This is a genomic window from Thioalkalivibrio sp. ALJ1, from assembly GCF_000745395.1.
Taxonomy (GTDB): Bacteria; Pseudomonadota; Gammaproteobacteria; order Ectothiorhodospirales; family Ectothiorhodospiraceae; genus Thioalkalivibrio.
Genome location: NZ_KN050684.1, coordinates 964,581 through 981,195 on the forward strand (window position 1 = coordinate 964,581; position 16,615 = coordinate 981,195).

Annotated in this window: 15 protein-coding genes; 6 read left to right on the plus strand and 9 right to left on the minus strand. The window is 64.1% G+C overall.

The features are described 5' to 3' along the window. Positions 1-213 precede the first annotated feature (213 nt). A complete protein-coding gene (locus tag F462_RS06815) occupies positions 214-924 on the minus strand; it encodes a GNAT family N-acetyltransferase (RefSeq protein WP_244270862.1) in 711 nt (236 codons plus the stop codon). Between the two features lie 264 nt (positions 925-1,188). On the opposite strand from F462_RS06815, the gene F462_RS06820 reads away from it, so the two are divergent. After that, entirely contained in the window at positions 1,189-1,914 is a 726-nt protein-coding gene (locus tag F462_RS06820; protein WP_018874139.1) for a GAF domain-containing protein, read from the plus strand. After that, positions 1,911-2,645, plus strand: a complete 735-nt coding sequence (locus tag F462_RS06825; RefSeq protein WP_018141281.1) for a class I SAM-dependent methyltransferase — start codon at positions 1,911-1,913, stop codon at positions 2,643-2,645. The genes F462_RS06820 and F462_RS06825 overlap by 4 nt, the downstream gene beginning before the upstream one ends. Before the next feature lie 394 nt (positions 2,646-3,039). Here F462_RS06825 and F462_RS06830 read toward each other — a convergent pair whose 3' ends face one another. Together F462_RS06830 and F462_RS06835 are read right to left on the minus strand one after the other, a co-directional pair. After that, positions 3,040-4,278, minus strand: coding sequence for a pyridoxal-dependent decarboxylase, exosortase A system-associated (locus tag F462_RS06830; protein ID WP_038052691.1), 1,239 nt, complete (start codon positions 4,276-4,278; stop codon positions 3,040-3,042). 212 nt (positions 4,279-4,490) lie between these two features. Beyond that, positions 4,491-6,116: an acyl-CoA ligase (AMP-forming), exosortase A system-associated gene (locus F462_RS06835; protein ID WP_038052693.1), complete on the minus strand. Its 1,626-nt coding sequence runs from the start codon at positions 6,114-6,116 to the stop codon at positions 4,491-4,493. Between the two features lie 257 nt (positions 6,117-6,373). On the opposite strand from F462_RS06835, the gene F462_RS06840 reads away from it, so the two are divergent. From F462_RS06840 to F462_RS06855, 4 genes are read left to right on the plus strand one after another with little or no spacing between them, the layout of a single operon-like run. Then, positions 6,374-7,120 (plus strand): hypothetical protein, encoded by a 747-nt coding sequence (locus F462_RS06840; protein ID WP_038054876.1) that lies wholly within the window; start codon positions 6,374-6,376, stop codon positions 7,118-7,120. Between the two features lie 36 nt (positions 7,121-7,156). After that, positions 7,157-7,429 carry an HPr-rel-A system PqqD family peptide chaperone gene (locus tag F462_RS06845; protein WP_156100404.1) on the plus strand — a complete coding sequence of 91 codons (273 nt, stop codon included), beginning with the start codon at positions 7,157-7,159 and terminating at the stop codon, positions 7,427-7,429. Positions 7,430-7,440: 11 nt separating this feature from the next. Continuing rightward, the gene (locus F462_RS06850) at positions 7,441-8,346 is read left to right on the plus strand and encodes an HprK-related kinase A (protein ID WP_208854159.1); all 906 of its coding nucleotides are present in this window, start codon (positions 7,441-7,443) and stop codon (positions 8,344-8,346) included. After that, entirely contained in the window at positions 8,336-9,454 is a 1,119-nt protein-coding gene (locus F462_RS06855; protein ID WP_038052697.1) for a nucleotidyltransferase domain-containing protein, read from the plus strand. Before F462_RS06850 ends, F462_RS06855 begins: the two co-directional genes overlap by 11 nt. 350 nt (positions 9,455-9,804) lie before the next feature. On the opposite strand, the gene F462_RS06860 is transcribed toward F462_RS06855, so the two are convergent. From F462_RS06860 to ileS, 6 genes are all read right to left on the minus strand, one after another. Beyond that, positions 9,805-10,560 carry a S1C family serine protease gene (locus F462_RS06860; protein ID WP_208854160.1) on the minus strand — a complete coding sequence of 252 codons (756 nt, stop codon included), beginning with the start codon at positions 10,558-10,560 and terminating at the stop codon, positions 9,805-9,807. 227 nt (positions 10,561-10,787) lie between these two features. Next, a complete protein-coding gene (gene purU, locus F462_RS06865) occupies positions 10,788-11,642 on the minus strand; it encodes a formyltetrahydrofolate deformylase (protein WP_038052703.1) in 855 nt (284 codons plus the stop codon). A gap of 177 nt (positions 11,643-11,819) precedes the next feature. Beyond that, positions 11,820-12,770, minus strand: a complete 951-nt coding sequence (gene ispH / locus F462_RS06870) for a 4-hydroxy-3-methylbut-2-enyl diphosphate reductase (protein ID WP_038052706.1) — start codon at positions 12,768-12,770, stop codon at positions 11,820-11,822. Positions 12,771-12,796: 26 nt separating this feature from the next. Next, positions 12,797-13,231 carry an FKBP-type peptidyl-prolyl cis-trans isomerase gene (locus F462_RS06875; RefSeq protein WP_018141291.1) on the minus strand — a complete coding sequence of 145 codons (435 nt, stop codon included), beginning with the start codon at positions 13,229-13,231 and terminating at the stop codon, positions 12,797-12,799. Between the two features lie 2 nt (positions 13,232-13,233). Further along, positions 13,234-13,740 carry a signal peptidase II gene (lspA, locus tag F462_RS06880; RefSeq protein ID WP_038052710.1) on the minus strand — a complete coding sequence of 169 codons (507 nt, stop codon included), beginning with the start codon at positions 13,738-13,740 and terminating at the stop codon, positions 13,234-13,236. Beyond that, positions 13,740-16,586 carry an isoleucine--tRNA ligase gene (gene ileS, locus F462_RS06885; protein WP_038052712.1) on the minus strand — a complete coding sequence of 949 codons (2,847 nt, stop codon included), beginning with the start codon at positions 16,584-16,586 and terminating at the stop codon, positions 13,740-13,742. Before ileS ends, lspA begins: the two co-directional genes overlap by 1 nt. Positions 16,587-16,615 lie beyond the last annotated feature (29 nt).

Below are 16,615 nucleotides of genomic sequence, written 5' to 3' on the forward strand. Positions count from 1 at the left end.
TACCGGTCACGTCGCATCATCGTTACCCCTAAGTCCGACCTCCTAAAACCAATCAATCCGAATTTCTTCGTATCTTCCCATCTTCCTGTAAACCGCTCTAGACCCTGGCCTCGCCCTCCTTCGTTCTTCGTGAGCTTCGTGGTAAATCCGCCCTTGACCGGGCCCTTCTCCGTGTCCTCTGTGCGCTCTGTGGTGCAACAGCCCTTGACGGCGTTAAGCGCGGTTGGCGGGAGGGTGCAGGGTGATGGTCGGGACGTGCCCATCTGGACGGGTCAGGGCGAGGAAGGGGGGGCGGCCGGTGAGCAGGAGTTCGGAGCGGCCCAGTTGCAGGAAGTAGAGGCTTCCGATGCGTCGGGCACCCAGGCGTTCATGGGCGCGCAAGGAGCTTCCGTTGAAGGCCGATATTCGGCTCAGGCTCCATTCGATCCCGCGTTCCTGCAAGGCGCGGTCGGCCGCCTGCCACAGTTCGGCGAATACCAGGCCACCCCGGGCCTCGGGGAAGACATACACATCGACGTCCAGTGCGCAGGACGCATCCGGCGGAGGTTGCAGAACGCAGCGATGCTCGTTCTCGTGGTAGGGCCCGAACAGCAGCCAGATAAAGCCCAGCATGTGGGTCTCGCCGTTCGCTGCGAACGCGGCGAGACAAACGCCACCATGTTCCTGGCGATAACGCACCTGCTCCGTCGCTCGTGGTAACTGTGCCAGGGCCGCGGGGTCTTCCGTGATATCCCGGATTTGCAGCCGCCCCGGACGGTTGCCGGATGCATGCATCTGTCCTACCGGCTGCGCAAGCAGGTAGTAGCGTGCCAGACCCAGATGATCATTCAGGCGTTGCAATGCCCCGTGGAGTCCCAGAAGCAGTGCGTTTGCCAGGCCCAGATCGCGCCGACGACTGCGAAATCGTTGCAGGACACGTGTCACGGGTGCTCGTCCGGTTGCGCTGCGCATGTGGCCTGGGATCCGGGGGACCCTGGGCTACTACGTGTGCGTATGAGTGAATCGAGTATTCAACCCGAAGATTAGTCTGCGGCCCTGGGGGCGGCAACCGGGCCAACTCACGCTTCGCGTTGGTTGCGTACTGCTGCGTCATTGCGGCCACCGTAGAATGGCCGATGGTATTGGCTGGAGGGGTGGCCGGTTTTCCGCACGTGCACATGGATCAATGACTTTTGGAATCCGAAACTCATGAATGAGGCCTTTTCCACCTTTGATGAACGCCTGCTGGAATTGGCTTCTTTCGTCGAAGATGCCGAGTCGTTGGAGAAGGGTCTTTCGCGGTTGGCAGCGCTGGTGGGTCATGCCATGGAATGCGAACGTTGTTCGATCATGCTGTTAAAGCGGGACTCGGACGGAGGTGACGCCCGCCTTCGGGTTCAGGCGCACCATGGGTATCTGCCTGATCAGGCCTATGACGTTCGGCAACCGCTGGGCTCGGGAATCGCGGGGCGGGTGGCGAGCGCGGGCAAGGGGCTGCTGATTCGGGATCTACATGCTTCCGATCTTGCAGCCGAGGCGCTTCGGGCCGAAGGCTCCGGCCCGGTGGACGTGATTGCGGTTCCTGTGATTCTGGAGGGGGACCTTCTGGGTGTAATCAACATCGACAGCCCCAGGGGGCGGGACCGGTTGACCCAGGAGGATTTCCGCATGGCGTTGATCCTGGCCCTGGTGGTGGCCAAGTCGGTCCTGGTCCATCGTTTGAAGGGGCTGCTGCGTACGAGTTTTGCGCAAGTCGCGCTGGCACGGGAGGCAAAGGGCGACGAGGGGCCGATTACCCATGAGCCGGAGGCCGTGGCAAGGATCCTGGCTCGCAGCCTGTTCGACGAAATGACTCGGGCGGGTCTATCCCGCGATCATGTGCTGGTCGCGGCAACAGAATTGATCGGTCGCGTGGGTGGGGGCGAGAAGGCATGACGGATTCCGAGTTCGAACAGCGTTGGCGGCGGCGCTTTGTCGAGCGTGGGGCCCAGTGGGACGACGATGCCGGTATTGCGGGCTGGACCCCCACGGGGCTGAACAGCCGGGTCCGCCAGTTTCAACATTGGTGGCGGCTCGCCAGTCCGCCAAAAGGCTGTTGGCTGGATATCGGTTGTGGTGCCGGGACCTACACGCGAATGCTGCAGGTTGAGGGGTATCAGGCGGTGGGATTGGATTATTCCCCGCCATCGGTGCAAAAGGCCCGTGATCGAAGCCCCGACGGGATCGACTGGCTGGCGGCGGACATCCACCAATTGCCGTTACCGGATGCAACCGCCGATGGCATTCTCTGTTTTGGCGTTATGCAGGCGCTCTCGGACCCGGTCCCGGCCCTTGCCGAGATGGCACGAGTGATGCGCCCAGGCGGTGAGATTTGGGTGGATGCGCTCAATGCCCGGTGTCTGCCAACACGGGTGCAGGAGTACCGCCGTCATCGCGCCGGTCGCCCGCCCCATCTGCGTTATGACACGCGAGCGAGCCTGGAGCAGGCTGCCCGCGCAGCAGGGCTGGATCCGATGGCGCTGTACTGGCTTCCTCTTGCGCCGGGGCGCTTGGCGCGTTTGCAGGGCGTGCTGGAAAGCCGACCCACACGAGGGCTTCTGAGCGCCCTTCCTCCGTTGGCGGCCGGGCTGAGCCACTCGTTCATCCTCCGCGCCCGGCGCCTGTGAAATTCAAGGGCGTTTTTCACCACAGTGGTCACGAAGCCCACAGAGAAGGGTCAAGGGCAAGGGCGATCTACAGGCAGGTAAGAGGATAAGAAGCAGAGCTGGATTGGTCGGACTGTCATTGCGCGTGTCGCGCGGCCAACTTCCGGAAAGCGCAGGGGCAATCTCTCGCGGATCGCCGCGTCGCTTTGCGACTCGCGATGACGGATTTCTTGGCGTTAGGGGGCTCTCGGGCAACGGACTATTGATGACGGCCGAAGATCACAGTCCTATCCATTGCGTCCCGCAAGTCCCTCACCGTTAGAACAAACGAATCTGAATTCCTTCCTGTCATCTCATCTTCCTGTGAACGGCTCTTGACCGCGCCTTTCTCTGTGAGCTGTGGGGTGGGATTTCTCTACAGGACGATCTCGGCGGGTAGCGGATGGTCGAGGAAGCCGACGGGGCTGGCCGTGAGGCCGTAGGCGCCGGACTGGAAGATGGCGATCAGGTCGCCAGGTTCAGCGTGCGGCAGGTGTACCTGGCTGGCCAGGCGGTCGAGCGGGGTACACAGGGGGCCAACGATATTCACGACTTCGCTCGCCTGGTTATTGAGTCGGGTGGCGACGGCCACCGGAAAGTTGCGCCGTACTACCTGCCCCAGATTGCCGGAGGCCGCGAGGTGGTGGTTCATCCCGCCATCCGTCACCAGGAAGGTCTCACCACGCGATACCTTTCGATCGACAACGCGTGTCAGATAAACCCCGGATTCCCCTACCAGGTAGCGGCCCAGTTCGAGCACTAGACCCGTTTCCGGCCAACGTTCGTGCAGCCGAACCTGAAGTTGGGCCAGCCCCTCGGCAATGGGTGCAATCTCCAGTGGCCGATCCCCGGGGAAATACGGAATGCCAAAGCCGCCGCCGAGGTTCACGAATTCCGGGATGATGCCGCCCGGACAGACATTCAGGATCAGATCAAGCGACCGCGCCTGGGCCTCCGCAATCGCCTCGGCCTGGAGATTCTGGGAGCCGGCGTATATCTGAAACCCCGCGATATAAACGGGCAGGTGCCGGGCCTCTTCCAGCAGTTCGGGGACCTCTTCGGCGTCAATGCCGAAGGGCGAGGCGCCGCCGCCCATGTGCATCCCCGAGGATTTTAATCGGAAGTCCGGATTGAGCCGGATGCTGATGGGTACGCGGTGCCCTTGTCCGCGCGCTAGATCCGCCGCCCGGTGCAGTTGGGTAAAGGACTCGATGCCGACCACACTGCCGGCGTTCAGGGCGGCTTGCAGATCGGTCGTGGTCTTGCCCGGTCCTGCGAGCGAGATGTCACGCCCCTCGATGCCGGCGTGTAGAGCGCGTTGCAGCTCGCCGGCCGAGGCGACATCCATGCCGTCCAGCCACGGGGCGAGCCGACGCAGTAGCTGTGAATGCGGATTGGCCTTGACGGCGTAGTGCAGCTTAACCCCATTGGGAAGCTGGCTACGCAGGTCCTGAATTCGCACGCCAGCGTCTTCAGCGTTGTAAACGTATAGGGGCGTACCGTGTTGCATTGCGAGCATGCTGGCGGGCTGGCCGGCAATCAGTAGTTGTCCCTGCGAGTCGGTCTCCAGTCCCTCCGGCCAGTAATGGGGGGCGAGCTCGGTTGTCTGTGCCATTAGAGTTTCCCGGAGGCGCTGAGGTATGTGCATGTTCACGCCTGACTCGGTGCGACGAGTATGCAAGGCGTGGTGAATGCAGTGTAGCCGAGCGATATCAGCCGGGGTGCGGCGCCGTTAGTGCATGGTCAAGTCGATTCTTTGAGCCGGGATGCTCTGCTTTTTTTCGCCAGCGGTTGGGGCCCGATGGTGGCGGTCACATCATGTGGTGGTTAGCTCGCGTCCCCCCGAGGTTCAGGCTGTAGCGTGCCGTCTTCCAGTGCTCGTCGCAGATAGCTGCGGTCGATCTTGCCGTGTGCCGTGAGGGGTAGGCCTTCGGGGAGCGGCACCCAGATTCGGGGTTGCATGTAGCCTGGTAGGGTCTTGCGACACCACCGGCTCAGGCTCGCGGGCGTTACCGATGCCTGGCGGGGTTGGAAGATGACTGCTACCGCTTCGCCCAGCTCCTCGTCGGGCACGCCCAGCGCGACGGCCTCCACAACGTCTGTCGACTCCAGGAGCACGCTTTCTACTTCGGTGGGACTGACACGATACCCGGAGGTCTTGATCATTTCGTCATCGCGGCCGGCGAAATACAAAAGTCCTTGCGCGTCCTGATAGACCCGATCCCCGGACCACACGGCGATCTCCGAGCGGGGATGCTCCGCGGGTGTTAATGGCCAGGGCCGGAAGCGAGCGGCCGTGGCTTCCGGGTCGTTCCAGTAACCGAGTGCAACGAAGGCCCCTCGGTGCACCAGCTCGCCTTCCTCTAGCGGATTGCAACGCGAGCCATCGCTGCGGACCACGGCAATCTCGGCATTGGGTACGGCTCGGCCGATGGATGTGGGAAAGCGGTCCACAAGGTCGGGATCAAGGTAGGTTGAGCGGAAGGCCTCGGTAAGACCGTACATCAGGAACAGTCGGGCATCAGGAGCCTTCTCGCGCAATCCACGGACCGTTGCTTCGGGCAGATGACCGCCCGTGTTCGTCATCTGCCGTAGGCTGTGGATCAGCCCTTCGGGCCACGACTCTCGCACCAGGGCCTGCCAGAGAGTGGGTACGCCGGCCAGCGTCGTGGCCCGGAACAGGGCGGCTTCCTGCACGAGTGCGGCCGCGGAAACGTATTCGGTCAGCCGGCAGCAGGCGCCCGCGTGCAGGCTGGATAGAAGCTGATTCAGACCGTAATCGAAACTGAAGGGCAGTACAGCCATGAGGCGATCGTCTGTGCCCAGTTCAAGGTAAGTCGCCACGCTGGCGGCCCCTGCGCGCAGATTGCGATGCGACAGCAGTACACCCTTGGGCGCACCCGTGCTGCCGGATGTGTAAAGGATTGCGACAGGATCGTGATCGGTGCTTGGTGGGCGTGAAATGACGCGCGCCATAGGAGCAGTGTTCCAGGCCAGGGCGCCGCTGTGTGGCGGATGGTCGGTCGCGCCGTGGTCCACGAGCAGCACTCGAAACGGCGATTCCGTGAGGTGGCTGGAGTCAGGATCGAGTGTCAGGGCCTCGAGGCGCGCGCTCGATGTCACCAGAAGCCGAGACTCAGAGTGGCGCAGGATGTGTTCCGCCTGACGCTGGCGAAGGCCGGGATTGACCGGTACAAACAAGGCGCCAACACGACTTGCGGCCAACATGGCGACGACCGCCTCTACCCGTTTTTCGAGGTAAACGGCGACCCGGTCTCCGGCACGGATGCCGCTCTCGACTAACAGCGCGGCGACGCGCTCAGTTTCATCGTCGAGTTCGGCAAACGACCAACAGTTCGAGCCACTCTCCAGAGCTGGGGCGTTCGGGAGGAGGTTGGCTTGGCGGCTGAGTAGGCTGTCGAGTCGGATGTCGGTGCCCAGGTCGGGTGTCATGTTTCTTTACGGTTTCCGGGGCTGCGGAGCGGGTAAGAAACTGTGGCGGACAAGCTTCCTTTTAAAACAGTCGGTTGCAGCGTTATCTCGCCGTGGTATCAAACTTGCTTCCATTCCAGTATCAGTGCGTTCGAACAGTAGGCACGGCCCAGTTCTCGCGCTAGGATGAAACTGTACGTACTTGGAACAATGGCATGCGGGACTCGGTGGAACAAGGCGCGATGCGCCGCTCGGCCGAGCATCCCGGAGGTAAGCGAATGAATCACGATCAGCAGCAGGATCCGCGCTCGGAAGCGCCGCAGGACGCGCTCAATGCGCATGGTCGGACCCGGCGGCGCCTAAGCAAGGCGGCGCTGGGCACTGCGCCGGTGCTGATGACGCTGCATTCAGCGCCGCTGAAAGCGGCCGGCGCGAACTGCATGCCCTCCGGCTGGGTGTCCGGCAACACCTCCCGCCATGATGAGCCGCAGGAATGCGGTGGACGTACGCCTGGCTACTGGAGTGGCTCGGCCAACAACAACAGCACGAACCTTAACAGTGCGGCGTTTCAGAACCATCCGACGTGGCGTCAGGCGGTCGAAGAGGGTATCGCGTTTGCGTCGGATTACGGTTTCCCGGGGATGACGAACGACTATCGCCAGCATGCGGAGTCTGTCGGCCCCGGTAACTCGGGTAAGCCCGGTAAGCCCGGTAAGCCCGGTAAGTCGGACAACTCGGCGGAGGAGATTCCGCTTACGATGCTCGGGGCTGTAGCGGCCTCCAACAGTGTCCTGGGGCTCACAGGTGTCCCGCATGAGCGTCAGATCATCCGCTTCGGCGCAGCGGCCTTGCTGAACGCGCGTTACACGCCGGGTTACCCGCTGTCCGAGCAGATGGTGCGGGACATCGTGACCGACACTCTGGTCGACGGCTACTACATCGCCAACAGCGGCGATCGCCTGGAACCGGAACAGGTGAAGGCCTTCCTCGAAAACACGATGGACACGCCGACCTGGGGGCCGTGATCGGCCTGACCTCCGTCCTTCGCTTCGGCACAAGCCTTGTCCGATAAGCTCCTGGAGTACGCCGCCAGCGTGCATCTTCGCCCGTGCGGCGAGCAATGGGCTGCGTTTCATACCGGTACGGGGGACACTCATCTGCTGGATCCCGTCGCCGGGGCGATTCTCCAGTGTCTGCAGGAAAATGGTCCGCTGGTGCTGGCGCAGTTGTCCGACTGTCTTGAATGGAACGCGGCGGATGCCGGTATCCTTGCCGAATGGCTCGCCGCGCTGCAGCACAATCGACTGATCCGGGAACGCACGGAGTGTCTCTAGGGCGTGTTCCTCTGCGCAGCCTGGGGACTACGGTCGTTCGTCGGCGTCTAGCCGGCGACGGCTTGCTACTGGAGACTGGCCCCTTCGTGACGCGGATCCGTAGCCGGATTGCCAGCGTAGCTGAAGGCCTGGCCGCGGTTTACCGCGACTATCCAGTGCACGAGTCGGGTGCCTTTCACGATTTCGACTGCGAGCTGCGCGCCCCGCGTACGCTGCGACGGTTCTATCACCCTCAGGTGCTCTTCCTGTCCGACCGGCGCAGCGTGTTCAAGCCGCTTGCCTATCATCAGGCCTATCCGATGCTCGAGTGGGGCATGAACTGGTGCATCGCCAGCCTGGTCCAGCATCGCCTCGTCCTGCACGCCGCCGCCCTTGAGCAGGGTGGTCGCGCGGTGCTGCTGCCCGCGCCCCCGGGCTCCGGCAAAAGCACCCTTTGCGCCGCTCTGGCCCACAATGGCTGGCGGCTTCTGACCGACGAATCCGTCCTGCTGGATCTGGATGCCGGAACGGTGTCTGGTCCGGCGCGGCCCGTCAGCTTGAAGAACGCCTCTATCGACGTGATTCGCGGGTTCTGCCCGGATGCTCGCCTGAATGCGCCGGTCCACGACACACTGAAGGGTACTGTGTCGCACATGTCCCCGCCGCAGGCATCCGTGGAACGTGCGGGAGAGGCGGCGGAACCAGCCTGGGTCATATTTCCGCAGTATCGCCAAGGGGTACCGGCACGGCTCATCGAGCGCAGTCCGGGAGAATGCCTGACCGGACTGATTGACAACGCCTTCAACTATGCGGCGTTGGGAGCCCAAGCCTTCCATGGTCTGGGTGGGCTGAGCGACGGGGTTCGGTCATTTGATTTCGTCTACGGCGACCTCGACGAGGCGATGGACGTGTTCCAGAGGCTGTCCGATGGACGGTAATCGAGCGCTGTGCCTGGCCCTTGCGCGGCCCGAAAGCATGGCCGAGCGGACCGACGGGGAATGGTCCACGATGCTCGCGGCAGCACGCGAGACGTCCCTGCTGGGTGCGCTTTGGCAACGGGCGCGGGAGGCAGGGCTGGAGACGGACCTTCCGAAGCCGGTTGCATTGCATCTGCAGGGGGCGGCATGGGTGGCGGAACGACGTGCCGAGGCCCTGCGCTGGGAGCTGGAGGAGCTGGGTCGAGGCATGCTGACGCGAATGGCACCGCCCGTGTTACTGAAGGGGGCTGCCTACCTGCTGGCGGATCTGCCCAACGCACAGGGACGTCTGGCTAACGATATCGACCTGCTCTTTCCGGAGGCGGAGATCGAACGGGCAGAGTCATTGCTTTTCTTCGATGGATGGTCGGGGTCGCACCACAACGACTACGATCAGCGCTACTACCGCGAGTGGATGCACGAGCTGCCCCCTCTGGCCCACCGCCAGCGGGGGACTACACTCGACCTGCACCACAATATCCTGCCGCGCACTTTCCGCGTCCGACCGGATGCCGGCAGGTTGCGCGAGCAGAGCGTGGCCCTGCCGGCGCCGTGGCGTTTCCGCATGCTGGCGCCAGCACACATGGTGCTGCACGCCATGGTGCACCTGTTCTCCGAGACCGATTGGGAACGCGGTCTGCGCGACGTTAACGATATCCACGTATTGGTGAACCACTTCGCCGCTCGCGAGGGCGATGGGTTCTGGGAGGCACTGCTGGTCGAGGCCGATGCGCTGGAGGTGACGTGGCTGGCGCAGCGGGCACTCTGGTTGTGTGGCCGTCATCTGGGTACGGACATTCCGCCCGAGGTTGTAAGGCGTCTCGCGGCCTCGCCGCGTGCTCGGCGCATCAACCCGGTGGCACGCTGGATGTTCCATCATGGCAGCCAGACGCGGGCGGCCTCCAGCACACCGTTGCAGGATGGGACCGCTCGCGGGCTCCTGTTTCTGCGCGGACACTGGCTCAAGATGCCGCCGGGCCTGCTGGTGCGGCACTTGTTCTACAAGGCCTTCCTCGCCGAAAAGGAAGACGACACGGATGTACAACCCGAACCCGACAAGCACGGGTGAGGTCAAGGTCGGCTCACCACGGAGGGCACAGAGGGCCCAGAGGAGGACCAGGCCAAAGGCCGTTCGCAGGAAGGTGGGAAGGCGGGAAGGAATTCAGATTCGTTGCCAGGGAGCCGGGAGCCTTGGTGACCTCAACCTGAAATCGCGATCACCTGCACCCAACCAGGATGCCGACACCGCCGATCGACCGGTCATCGCGAGTGGCGAAGCGACGTGGCGATTTGCAAGGATTACTGCCAGCATCCCTCCAGGAGACTGCCGTGCCACGTTCGCAATGACAGCCCCAAAAATTCCAGCCTTTCTTCCGGTCTTCCCATCTTCCTGTAATTCGTCCTTGACCTTGCGGAGCGTCAGTTGCCGCTTTGGTTGCGGTATTCCTGTAGCAAGGGACGGATTCGGTCGGAGGGGATGGCGTAGCTGATGCCGCTGGGCTGGCCGATGGCGGCTTCGCGGCCGCCCTGTACGAAGACCTGGTTAATGACGCCGATTACCTCGCCCGAACCCTTGCGGAACAGCGGACTCCCGCTGTTGCCCGGGTAGGCGGTGGCGTCCAGTTGAAAAACCATCGGCGGATCGTTGCGCAGGGCGCGGATGCGACGTTCATCGAGCTCGGCTGAGCTCCGGGCCGGAATCACCATCGGCGTGCGTGCGGAGATCGTGGCCCGGTGGGTGGCGGGATAAAGACCCAGGATCATCCCGATGGGGTAGCCGGTGAATGCCACTTCCTCGCCGACGCGGGTCGAGTCCGATGAACCGAGGCGCAGGGCGGGAAGCGACGGCGCAGCGATTCGCAACAGGGCCAGGTCATGATCCACCGAGCGGGCGACGACTTCGGCGTGGTGGACCTCTGTGTTGCGGCCCTCCCCGCTGATGACCACCAGGCGTTCTCGGCGCTCTTGGTCCAGCGTTTCGGGGATTACATGGTAGTTGGTCACCACCAGTCGGCCATCGTCGATGACGAAGCCGGTCCCGAGGTAGTTGGCCCGCGGGCTTCGTGTTGGTTGGAAGGTCGCGACTCCGACGACCGAGGGTTTGACCCGATCAATGGTGTCCGGAAGCCGTTCGGCCGAGGCCGAGGGGGCGCCTAGCGCGAGGGCCGCCGCCATGAGCACCAGAAGCAGGAGTTGATGCCAGGCCCGCCGTGTGGAGTGGATTGTCCTGGGGATGCCGTTTTCGTTCGCCATCGTGGGTCTCCCGTCGCCCGCTTTTGTGATTTGGGCTATCCGCGGAGTCTAGTCCAGACGTGTATTGGCGAAGGGCGCCGGCGTGACTTGGACGCCAGTGGCGTTCGGTTCAGCGTTAGTTGGTGGCAGTGACGCGCGTCGCTGAATGCTCAATCGAAGACGATGGTCTTGTTGCCGTGGGTGAGGACGCGGCCTTCGAGGTGGTAGCGCAGGCCGCGGGCGAGGACCCAGCGTTCGACGTCGCGTCCCTTGCGGATCAGGTCCTGCACGCCGTCGTCGTGGCGGATGCGGGTGACGTCCTGCTCAATGATGGGGCCGGCGTCCAGGTCTTCGGTGACGTAGTGGCAGGTGGCGCCGATCAGCTTTACACCACGGGCGAAGGCCTGGTGATAGGGCCGTGCGCCGACGAACGAGGGCAGGAAGCTGTGGTGGATGTTCAGGATGCGCTCGGGGTACTCATCGCACAGAGTTGGCGGCAGGATCTGCATGTAGCGCGCCAGCACGATGGTATCCGGGGCGAGTTCGCCCAGGCGTTGCTGGAGCTGGGCGAACGCGCCCTCACGGCCCTCTTTGGGTACCGGGATGTGCTCGAACGGGATGCCGTGGCAGGCAGCCAGGGGCTCCAGGTCCCGATGGTTGGAGAGAATGGCCGGGATCTCCATCTCCAGTTCGCCAGCGCTCCAGCGAGCGAGCAGGTCGCTCAGGCAGTGGGGTTCGCGCGACGCCATCAGCACCACACGAGGACGAGTTGTGGTCGCCGTCAGCCACCAGTCCATGCCTAGGTCCAGGACCAGCTCGTCCAGGCGTTCGCGCAAGGCGGGCTCGGTGTCCACGGGCAGCGAGAATACCCAGCGCATGAAGAACCAGCCGGCCTCGGCATCAGTGTGCTGGGCCGCTTCGGTGATCCAGCCGTCGGTGTTGGCGATCGCGTTGGCGATGCGCGCAACGATCCCGTGCTGATCAGGACAGCGAATACTCAGCCGAAAACGCGGTCGATCATCCATGTCGTTTATGTATCCCCGATAAGGTCAAGGGCGGTTAACAGGAAGTTGGGAAGACAGGAAGGGTTTTTGGGTGTGGAATCCCTGACATTCGGGGATATGACAGCAATGGCGGGTGTGTGCGGTGCGCCCCAATCCAGTTTTTCTTCAAATCTTCTGGCCTTCCTGTAAGCAGCCCTTTCAGGCGGATTCGCGGCGCAGGCCGGAGGGGATGGAGAAGGTGATGGTTTCCTCGCGGCCGGCGAGTTCGGAGACGGTATCGACGCCGTGCCCGCGCAGGAAGTCGAGCACTTCGTTGACCAGGACCTCCGGGGCCGAGGCGCCGGCGGTGACGCCGATGCGGCTCTTGCCCTCCAGCCAGGCAGGGTCGATGTCCGCGGCGCCGTCCACCAGGTGGGACTCCACGCCCATCCGGGCGCCGATCTCGCTCAGGCGGTTGGAGTTCGAACTGTTCTTCGAGCCGACCACCAGCAGCAGGTCGCACTGCTTTGCCAGGTCCTTCACCGCGTCCTGGCGATTCTGGGTGGCGTAGCAGATGTCCATCTTGCGCGGGCCTTCGATCTTCGGGAAGCGCGCGGTGAGGGCATCGATGATGCCGGCGGTGTCGTCCATCGACAGCGTGGTCTGGGACACGAAGGCCAAACGATCCGGGTTCGCGACCTCCAGATTTTCGACGTCCGCGATGGTCTCGACCAGCATCATGCGCCCGCCCTGCGAGTCGTCGAACTGGCCCATGGTGCCCTCGACCTCGGGGTGCCCGGCGTGGCCGATCAGCACGACCTCGCGCCCCTCGCGGGCGTAGCGGCCCACCTCCAGGTGGACTTTGGTCACCAGTGGGCAGGTGGCGTCGAATACGGTCAGGCCGCGATCCTCGGCTTCCTTCTGCACGCGCCGCGGCACGCCGTGCGCGGAGAAGATCACCACCTGGCCATCGGGCACTTCGCTCAGTTCCTCGACGAAGCGCACACCGGCATCGGTCAGGCGCCCGACCACATGGCGGTTGTGGACCACCTCGTGGCGTACGTACAGCGGCGCGCCGTAGATCTCCAGAGCGCGCTCCACGATCTCGATGGCGCGTTCCACCCCGGCGCAGAAGCCTCGCGGATTGGCGAGCTGGGCCTGCATGCTCATGCTGTTCTCCTGCGGTCGTTCGCGACCTATTGCGGTTCCTTTACGGATACCACATCCACCTCGAAGGTGAAGTTCTGACCCGCCAGCGGGTGGTTGAAATCGACGGTAACGGTGTCGTCTTCAACCGCCTCAATACGCCCTGGAACGGCGTCGCCTGAGGGGCTGTTGAATTCGTAGATATAGTCCACTTCCAGCGGCAGATCGTCCGGAAACTGCGAGCGGGGCATCTGTTGCACTGCCGCCTTATCCCGAAACGGGAACATGATGCCGGCCTCGATCGCAAATTCCCGGTGGTCGCCGGGCTCCAGGCCGACCAGCAGGTCTTCCAAGCCGGGCAGAATCTCGCCGGATCCGATTTCCAGGGTAATGGGTTCGTCGCCGGTCCCGTCCACTAGATAGCCGTTCTCCAGGATCAGGCGATAGTGCATCTCGATGCGCGCGCCTTTGGTCGCGGTGGTCATGCTTACTCCCGATGCGTTGGCGGATGGCTGTGGTCGCCTTCGATAAAGGTCGCCACGATCAGCGTGATGGCCCCCATGACGATCGCCATGTCGGCCACGTTGAAGGCCGGCCAGTGGTAGCCGGCCCAGTGAAAGTCCAGAAAATCCACCACTGCACCGTAGCGCAGGCGGTCGATCAGGTTGCCGATGGCCCCGCCCAGCACCAGGCCAAGGGCGGTCACCGACCACCAGGCCTGGCGCGGCAGGCGCGCCAGCCAGCCGATAATCAGCAGGCCGATGACCACGGCGATGCCGCTCAACAACCAGCGGCCCCAGTCCCCAGCCCCGGCGAGAAAGCTGAAGGCCGCACCGGGGTTGTATACCAGCGAAAGGTTGAAGAAGCTCGTGATCTCCACCGGCGCGAACAACGTCAGCGCGTGCTCGGCCCAGACCTTGGTGGCCTGGTCGGCGGCTACGATGGCCGCTGCGATCACCAGGCCCGGGCCCAAGCCGGAACCCTGCAGGCGCATCAGGCGAAACGCCGGGTTTCGCCCGGGCCTTCCACGTTGCTGACGCAACGCCCGCACAGTTCCGGATGCTGCGCGTGTTCACCCACGTCCGGGCGGCGGTGCCAGCAGCGCACGCATTTGGCCTGATCGCTCTTGTGCACCACGACGCTGAGCGCCGTGCCGTCGTTCAGCTCGGCGCTGTGTGCGCCTTCCGGGGCGGCGCCGTTGGCCAGGCGAGCCTCGGAGGTGATTAACACGAAGCGCAGCTCGTCGCCCAGGCGTTCCAGCAACGCACGCGCTGTGGAATCGGCCGGCAGATGCAGGTCGATCTCGGCGTTCAGCGAGGCGCCGATACCCTGCTCGTTGCGTGCCAGTTCCAGGGCGCGGGCGACATGCGTGCGCACCTCCAGGATGCGGTCCCAGTCGCCATCGGAGAACGCGGCGTCCTCGGGCAGTGGCGCCAGCCCCTCGTACCAGGTGGAGAACAGCACGCTGTTGGGGCGTTCGCCGGGCAGGAGTTCCCATATCTCCTCGGCGGTGAACGTCAGAATCGGGGCGACCCAGCGGGTCAGGGCCTCGGCCACGTGGTACAGCGCGGTCTGGGCCGAGCGCCGCGCATGCGAGTCCGCCTGGGTGGTGTACTGGCGATCCTTGATCACGTCCAGGTAGAAGCTGCCCAGTTCCACCGAGCAGAAGTTGTGCACGCGCTGGTAGATCTGGTGGAACTGGTAGTCGTCGTAGGCGCGGGTCACTTGTTCCTGCACCTGCAGGGCGCGGGCGACGATCCAGCGATCCAGCGGCAGCAGCTCGTCCAGGGGCAGGGCGTGTTCGGCCGGCTCGAAGCCGTTCAAGTTGCCCAGCAGGAAGCGCGTGGTGTTGCGGATGCGGCGGTAGGCGTCGGCGGTGCGGTCGAGGATGTCCTTGGAGATCGCCATCTCGCCGGAGAAGTCGGTCGCCGCGACCCACAGGCGCAGGATATCTGCCCCCAGCGTGGAGACGACCTCCTGCGGCGCGACCACGTTGCCGCGCGACTTGGACATCTTCTCGCCCTTCTCGTCCACGGTGAAGCCGTGGGTCAGCACCGCCTTGTAGGGCGCCTCGCCGCGCATGGCGACGCTGGTCAGCAGGCTGGACTGGAACCATCCGCGGTGCTGATCCGATCCCTCCAGGAACAGATCCACCGGCAGATCGCCCAGCTCCGGACGCTTCTGGACAACAGTGGAGTGCAATGCCCCCGAGTCGAACCACACATCGAGGGTGTCGTTCAGCTTGATGTAGTCATCCGCCTTGTCGCCCAGCAGCTCTTTCGGATCCAGCTGGAACCAGGCCTCGATACCGTTCTGCTCGATCCGTTGCGCCACCACCTCCACCAGCTCGGAGGTGTGCGGGTGCAGGCGGTTCGTCTCCTTGTGCACAAAGAACGGGATCGGCACGCCCCAGTTGCGCTGGCGCGAGATGCACCAGTCCGGCCGGTTGACCACCATGCCGTGGATGCGGGCCTGGCCCCAGCTCGGCATCCACCGGGTGTCGGCGATCGCCTTCAGCGCGTCCGTACGCAACTCGGCGCGCTCCATGCTGATGAACCACTGCGGGGTTGCGCGGAAGATGATCGGGGTCTTGTGGCGCCAGCAGTGCGGGTAGCTGTGCTCGAACTTCACCGCCACGATCAGCGCGCCGCGGTCTTTCAGCACGTCGATCACATGGCCGTTGGCCTGGTGTACGTTCTCGCCGGCGAAGTGCGGGGTGTCCGGCAGGAAACGGCCGTCCGGGCCCACCGGGTTTTCCACCGGCAGGCTGTACTGCAGCCCCACCGCGTAGTCCTCCTGGCCGTGGCCGGGGGCGGTGTGGACGGCCCCGGTACCGGTCTCGGTGGTTACGTGATCACCCAGGATCAGCGGGACCTGCCGCTCCAGGAAGGGATGCTGCAGCATCAGGCCTTCCAGCGCCTGGCCTTTGGCGCGGGCCACGATCTGGCCTTCGCCCAGCGAGTAGCGCTTGAGACAGTCCTCGACCAGAGCCTCAGCAAGCAAGATGCGCTCGTGCTCCAGCTCCACCAGGGCGTAATCCAGTTCCGGGTGCAGGGCCACGGCCTGGTTGGCGGGCAATGTCCATGGGGTGGTGGTCCAGATCACCACGCTGATGGGGCCGCGCGAGCCATCGATGCCGTCGAAGCGACGCAGGAAGTCGATGTCGTCGACCACGCGAAAGCGTACGTCGATTGCCTGCGAAAACTTGTCCTCGTACTCGACCTCAGCCTCGGCCAGCGCCGAGCCGCAGTCCACGCACCAGTGCACCGGCTTCTCGCCCATCTGCACGTGGCCGCGCTTGAAAATGGTGCCCAGCGCGCGGACGGTGTCTGCCTCCACCTGGTAGTCCATGGTCAGGTAGGGATTGTCCCAGTCCCCCAACACACCGAGGCGCTGGAAGTCCGCGCTCTGGCCATTCACCTGTTCCTGGGCATACTCGCGGCAGGCCTTGCGGAAGGTTGCGGCATCCACGTCGCGGCCGGCCTTGCCCAGCTTCTGCTCCACCTTCAGTTCGATCGGCAGGCCGTGGCAATCCCAGCCCGGCACGTAGGGCGCGTCAAAGCCGGACAGGGTCCGGCTCTTCACGATCACGTCCTTGAGGATCTTGTTGACCGCATGGCCGACGTGGATCGAGCCGTTGGCGTAGGGCGGGCCGTCCGCCAGCACGAAGCGCGGACGCCCGGCGCAGTATTCGCGCAGGCGCTGGTAGCGATCCTCCGCTTTCCAGGCCTCCAGCCACTCGGGCTCCCGCGTCGCCAGGCCGGCGCGCATCGGGAACGCCGTCTCGGGCAGGTTGAGGGTGTCCTTGTAGGGATTCGGCGGTGCCGGTTTGCGTGCCATGAGCGAGTTCCGGATCGACCCTGTGGGCC

Coding starts and splice junctions, on each gene's coding strand:
- F462_RS06820 (WP_018874139.1), top strand. CDS start 1,189: ATGAATGAGGCCTTTTCCACCTTTGATGAACGCCTGCTGGAATTGGCT.
- F462_RS06825 (WP_018141281.1), top strand. CDS start 1,911: ATGACGGATTCCGAGTTCGAACAGCGTTGGCGGCGGCGCTTTGTCGAG.
- F462_RS06830 (WP_038052691.1), bottom strand. CDS start 4,278: ATGGCACAGACAACCGAGCTCGCCCCCCATTACTGGCCGGAGGGACTG.
- F462_RS06835 (WP_038052693.1), bottom strand. CDS start 6,116: ATGACACCCGACCTGGGCACCGACATCCGACTCGACAGCCTACTCAGC.
- F462_RS06840 (WP_038054876.1), top strand. CDS start 6,374: ATGAATCACGATCAGCAGCAGGATCCGCGCTCGGAAGCGCCGCAGGAC.
- F462_RS06855 (WP_038052697.1), top strand. CDS start 8,336: ATGGACGGTAATCGAGCGCTGTGCCTGGCCCTTGCGCGGCCCGAAAGC.
- F462_RS06860 (WP_208854160.1), bottom strand. CDS start 10,560: ATGGCGGCGGCCCTCGCGCTAGGCGCCCCCTCGGCCTCGGCCGAACGG.
- purU (WP_038052703.1), bottom strand. CDS start 11,642: ATGGATGATCGACCGCGTTTTCGGCTGAGTATTCGCTGTCCTGATCAG.
- ispH (WP_038052706.1), bottom strand. CDS start 12,770: ATGAGCATGCAGGCCCAGCTCGCCAATCCGCGAGGCTTCTGCGCCGGG.
- F462_RS06875 (WP_018141291.1), bottom strand. CDS start 13,231: ATGACCACCGCGACCAAAGGCGCGCGCATCGAGATGCACTATCGCCTG.
- lspA (WP_038052710.1), bottom strand. CDS start 13,740: ATGCGCCTGCAGGGTTCCGGCTTGGGCCCGGGCCTGGTGATCGCAGCG.
- ileS (WP_038052712.1), bottom strand. CDS start 16,586: ATGGCACGCAAACCGGCACCGCCGAATCCCTACAAGGACACCCTCAAC.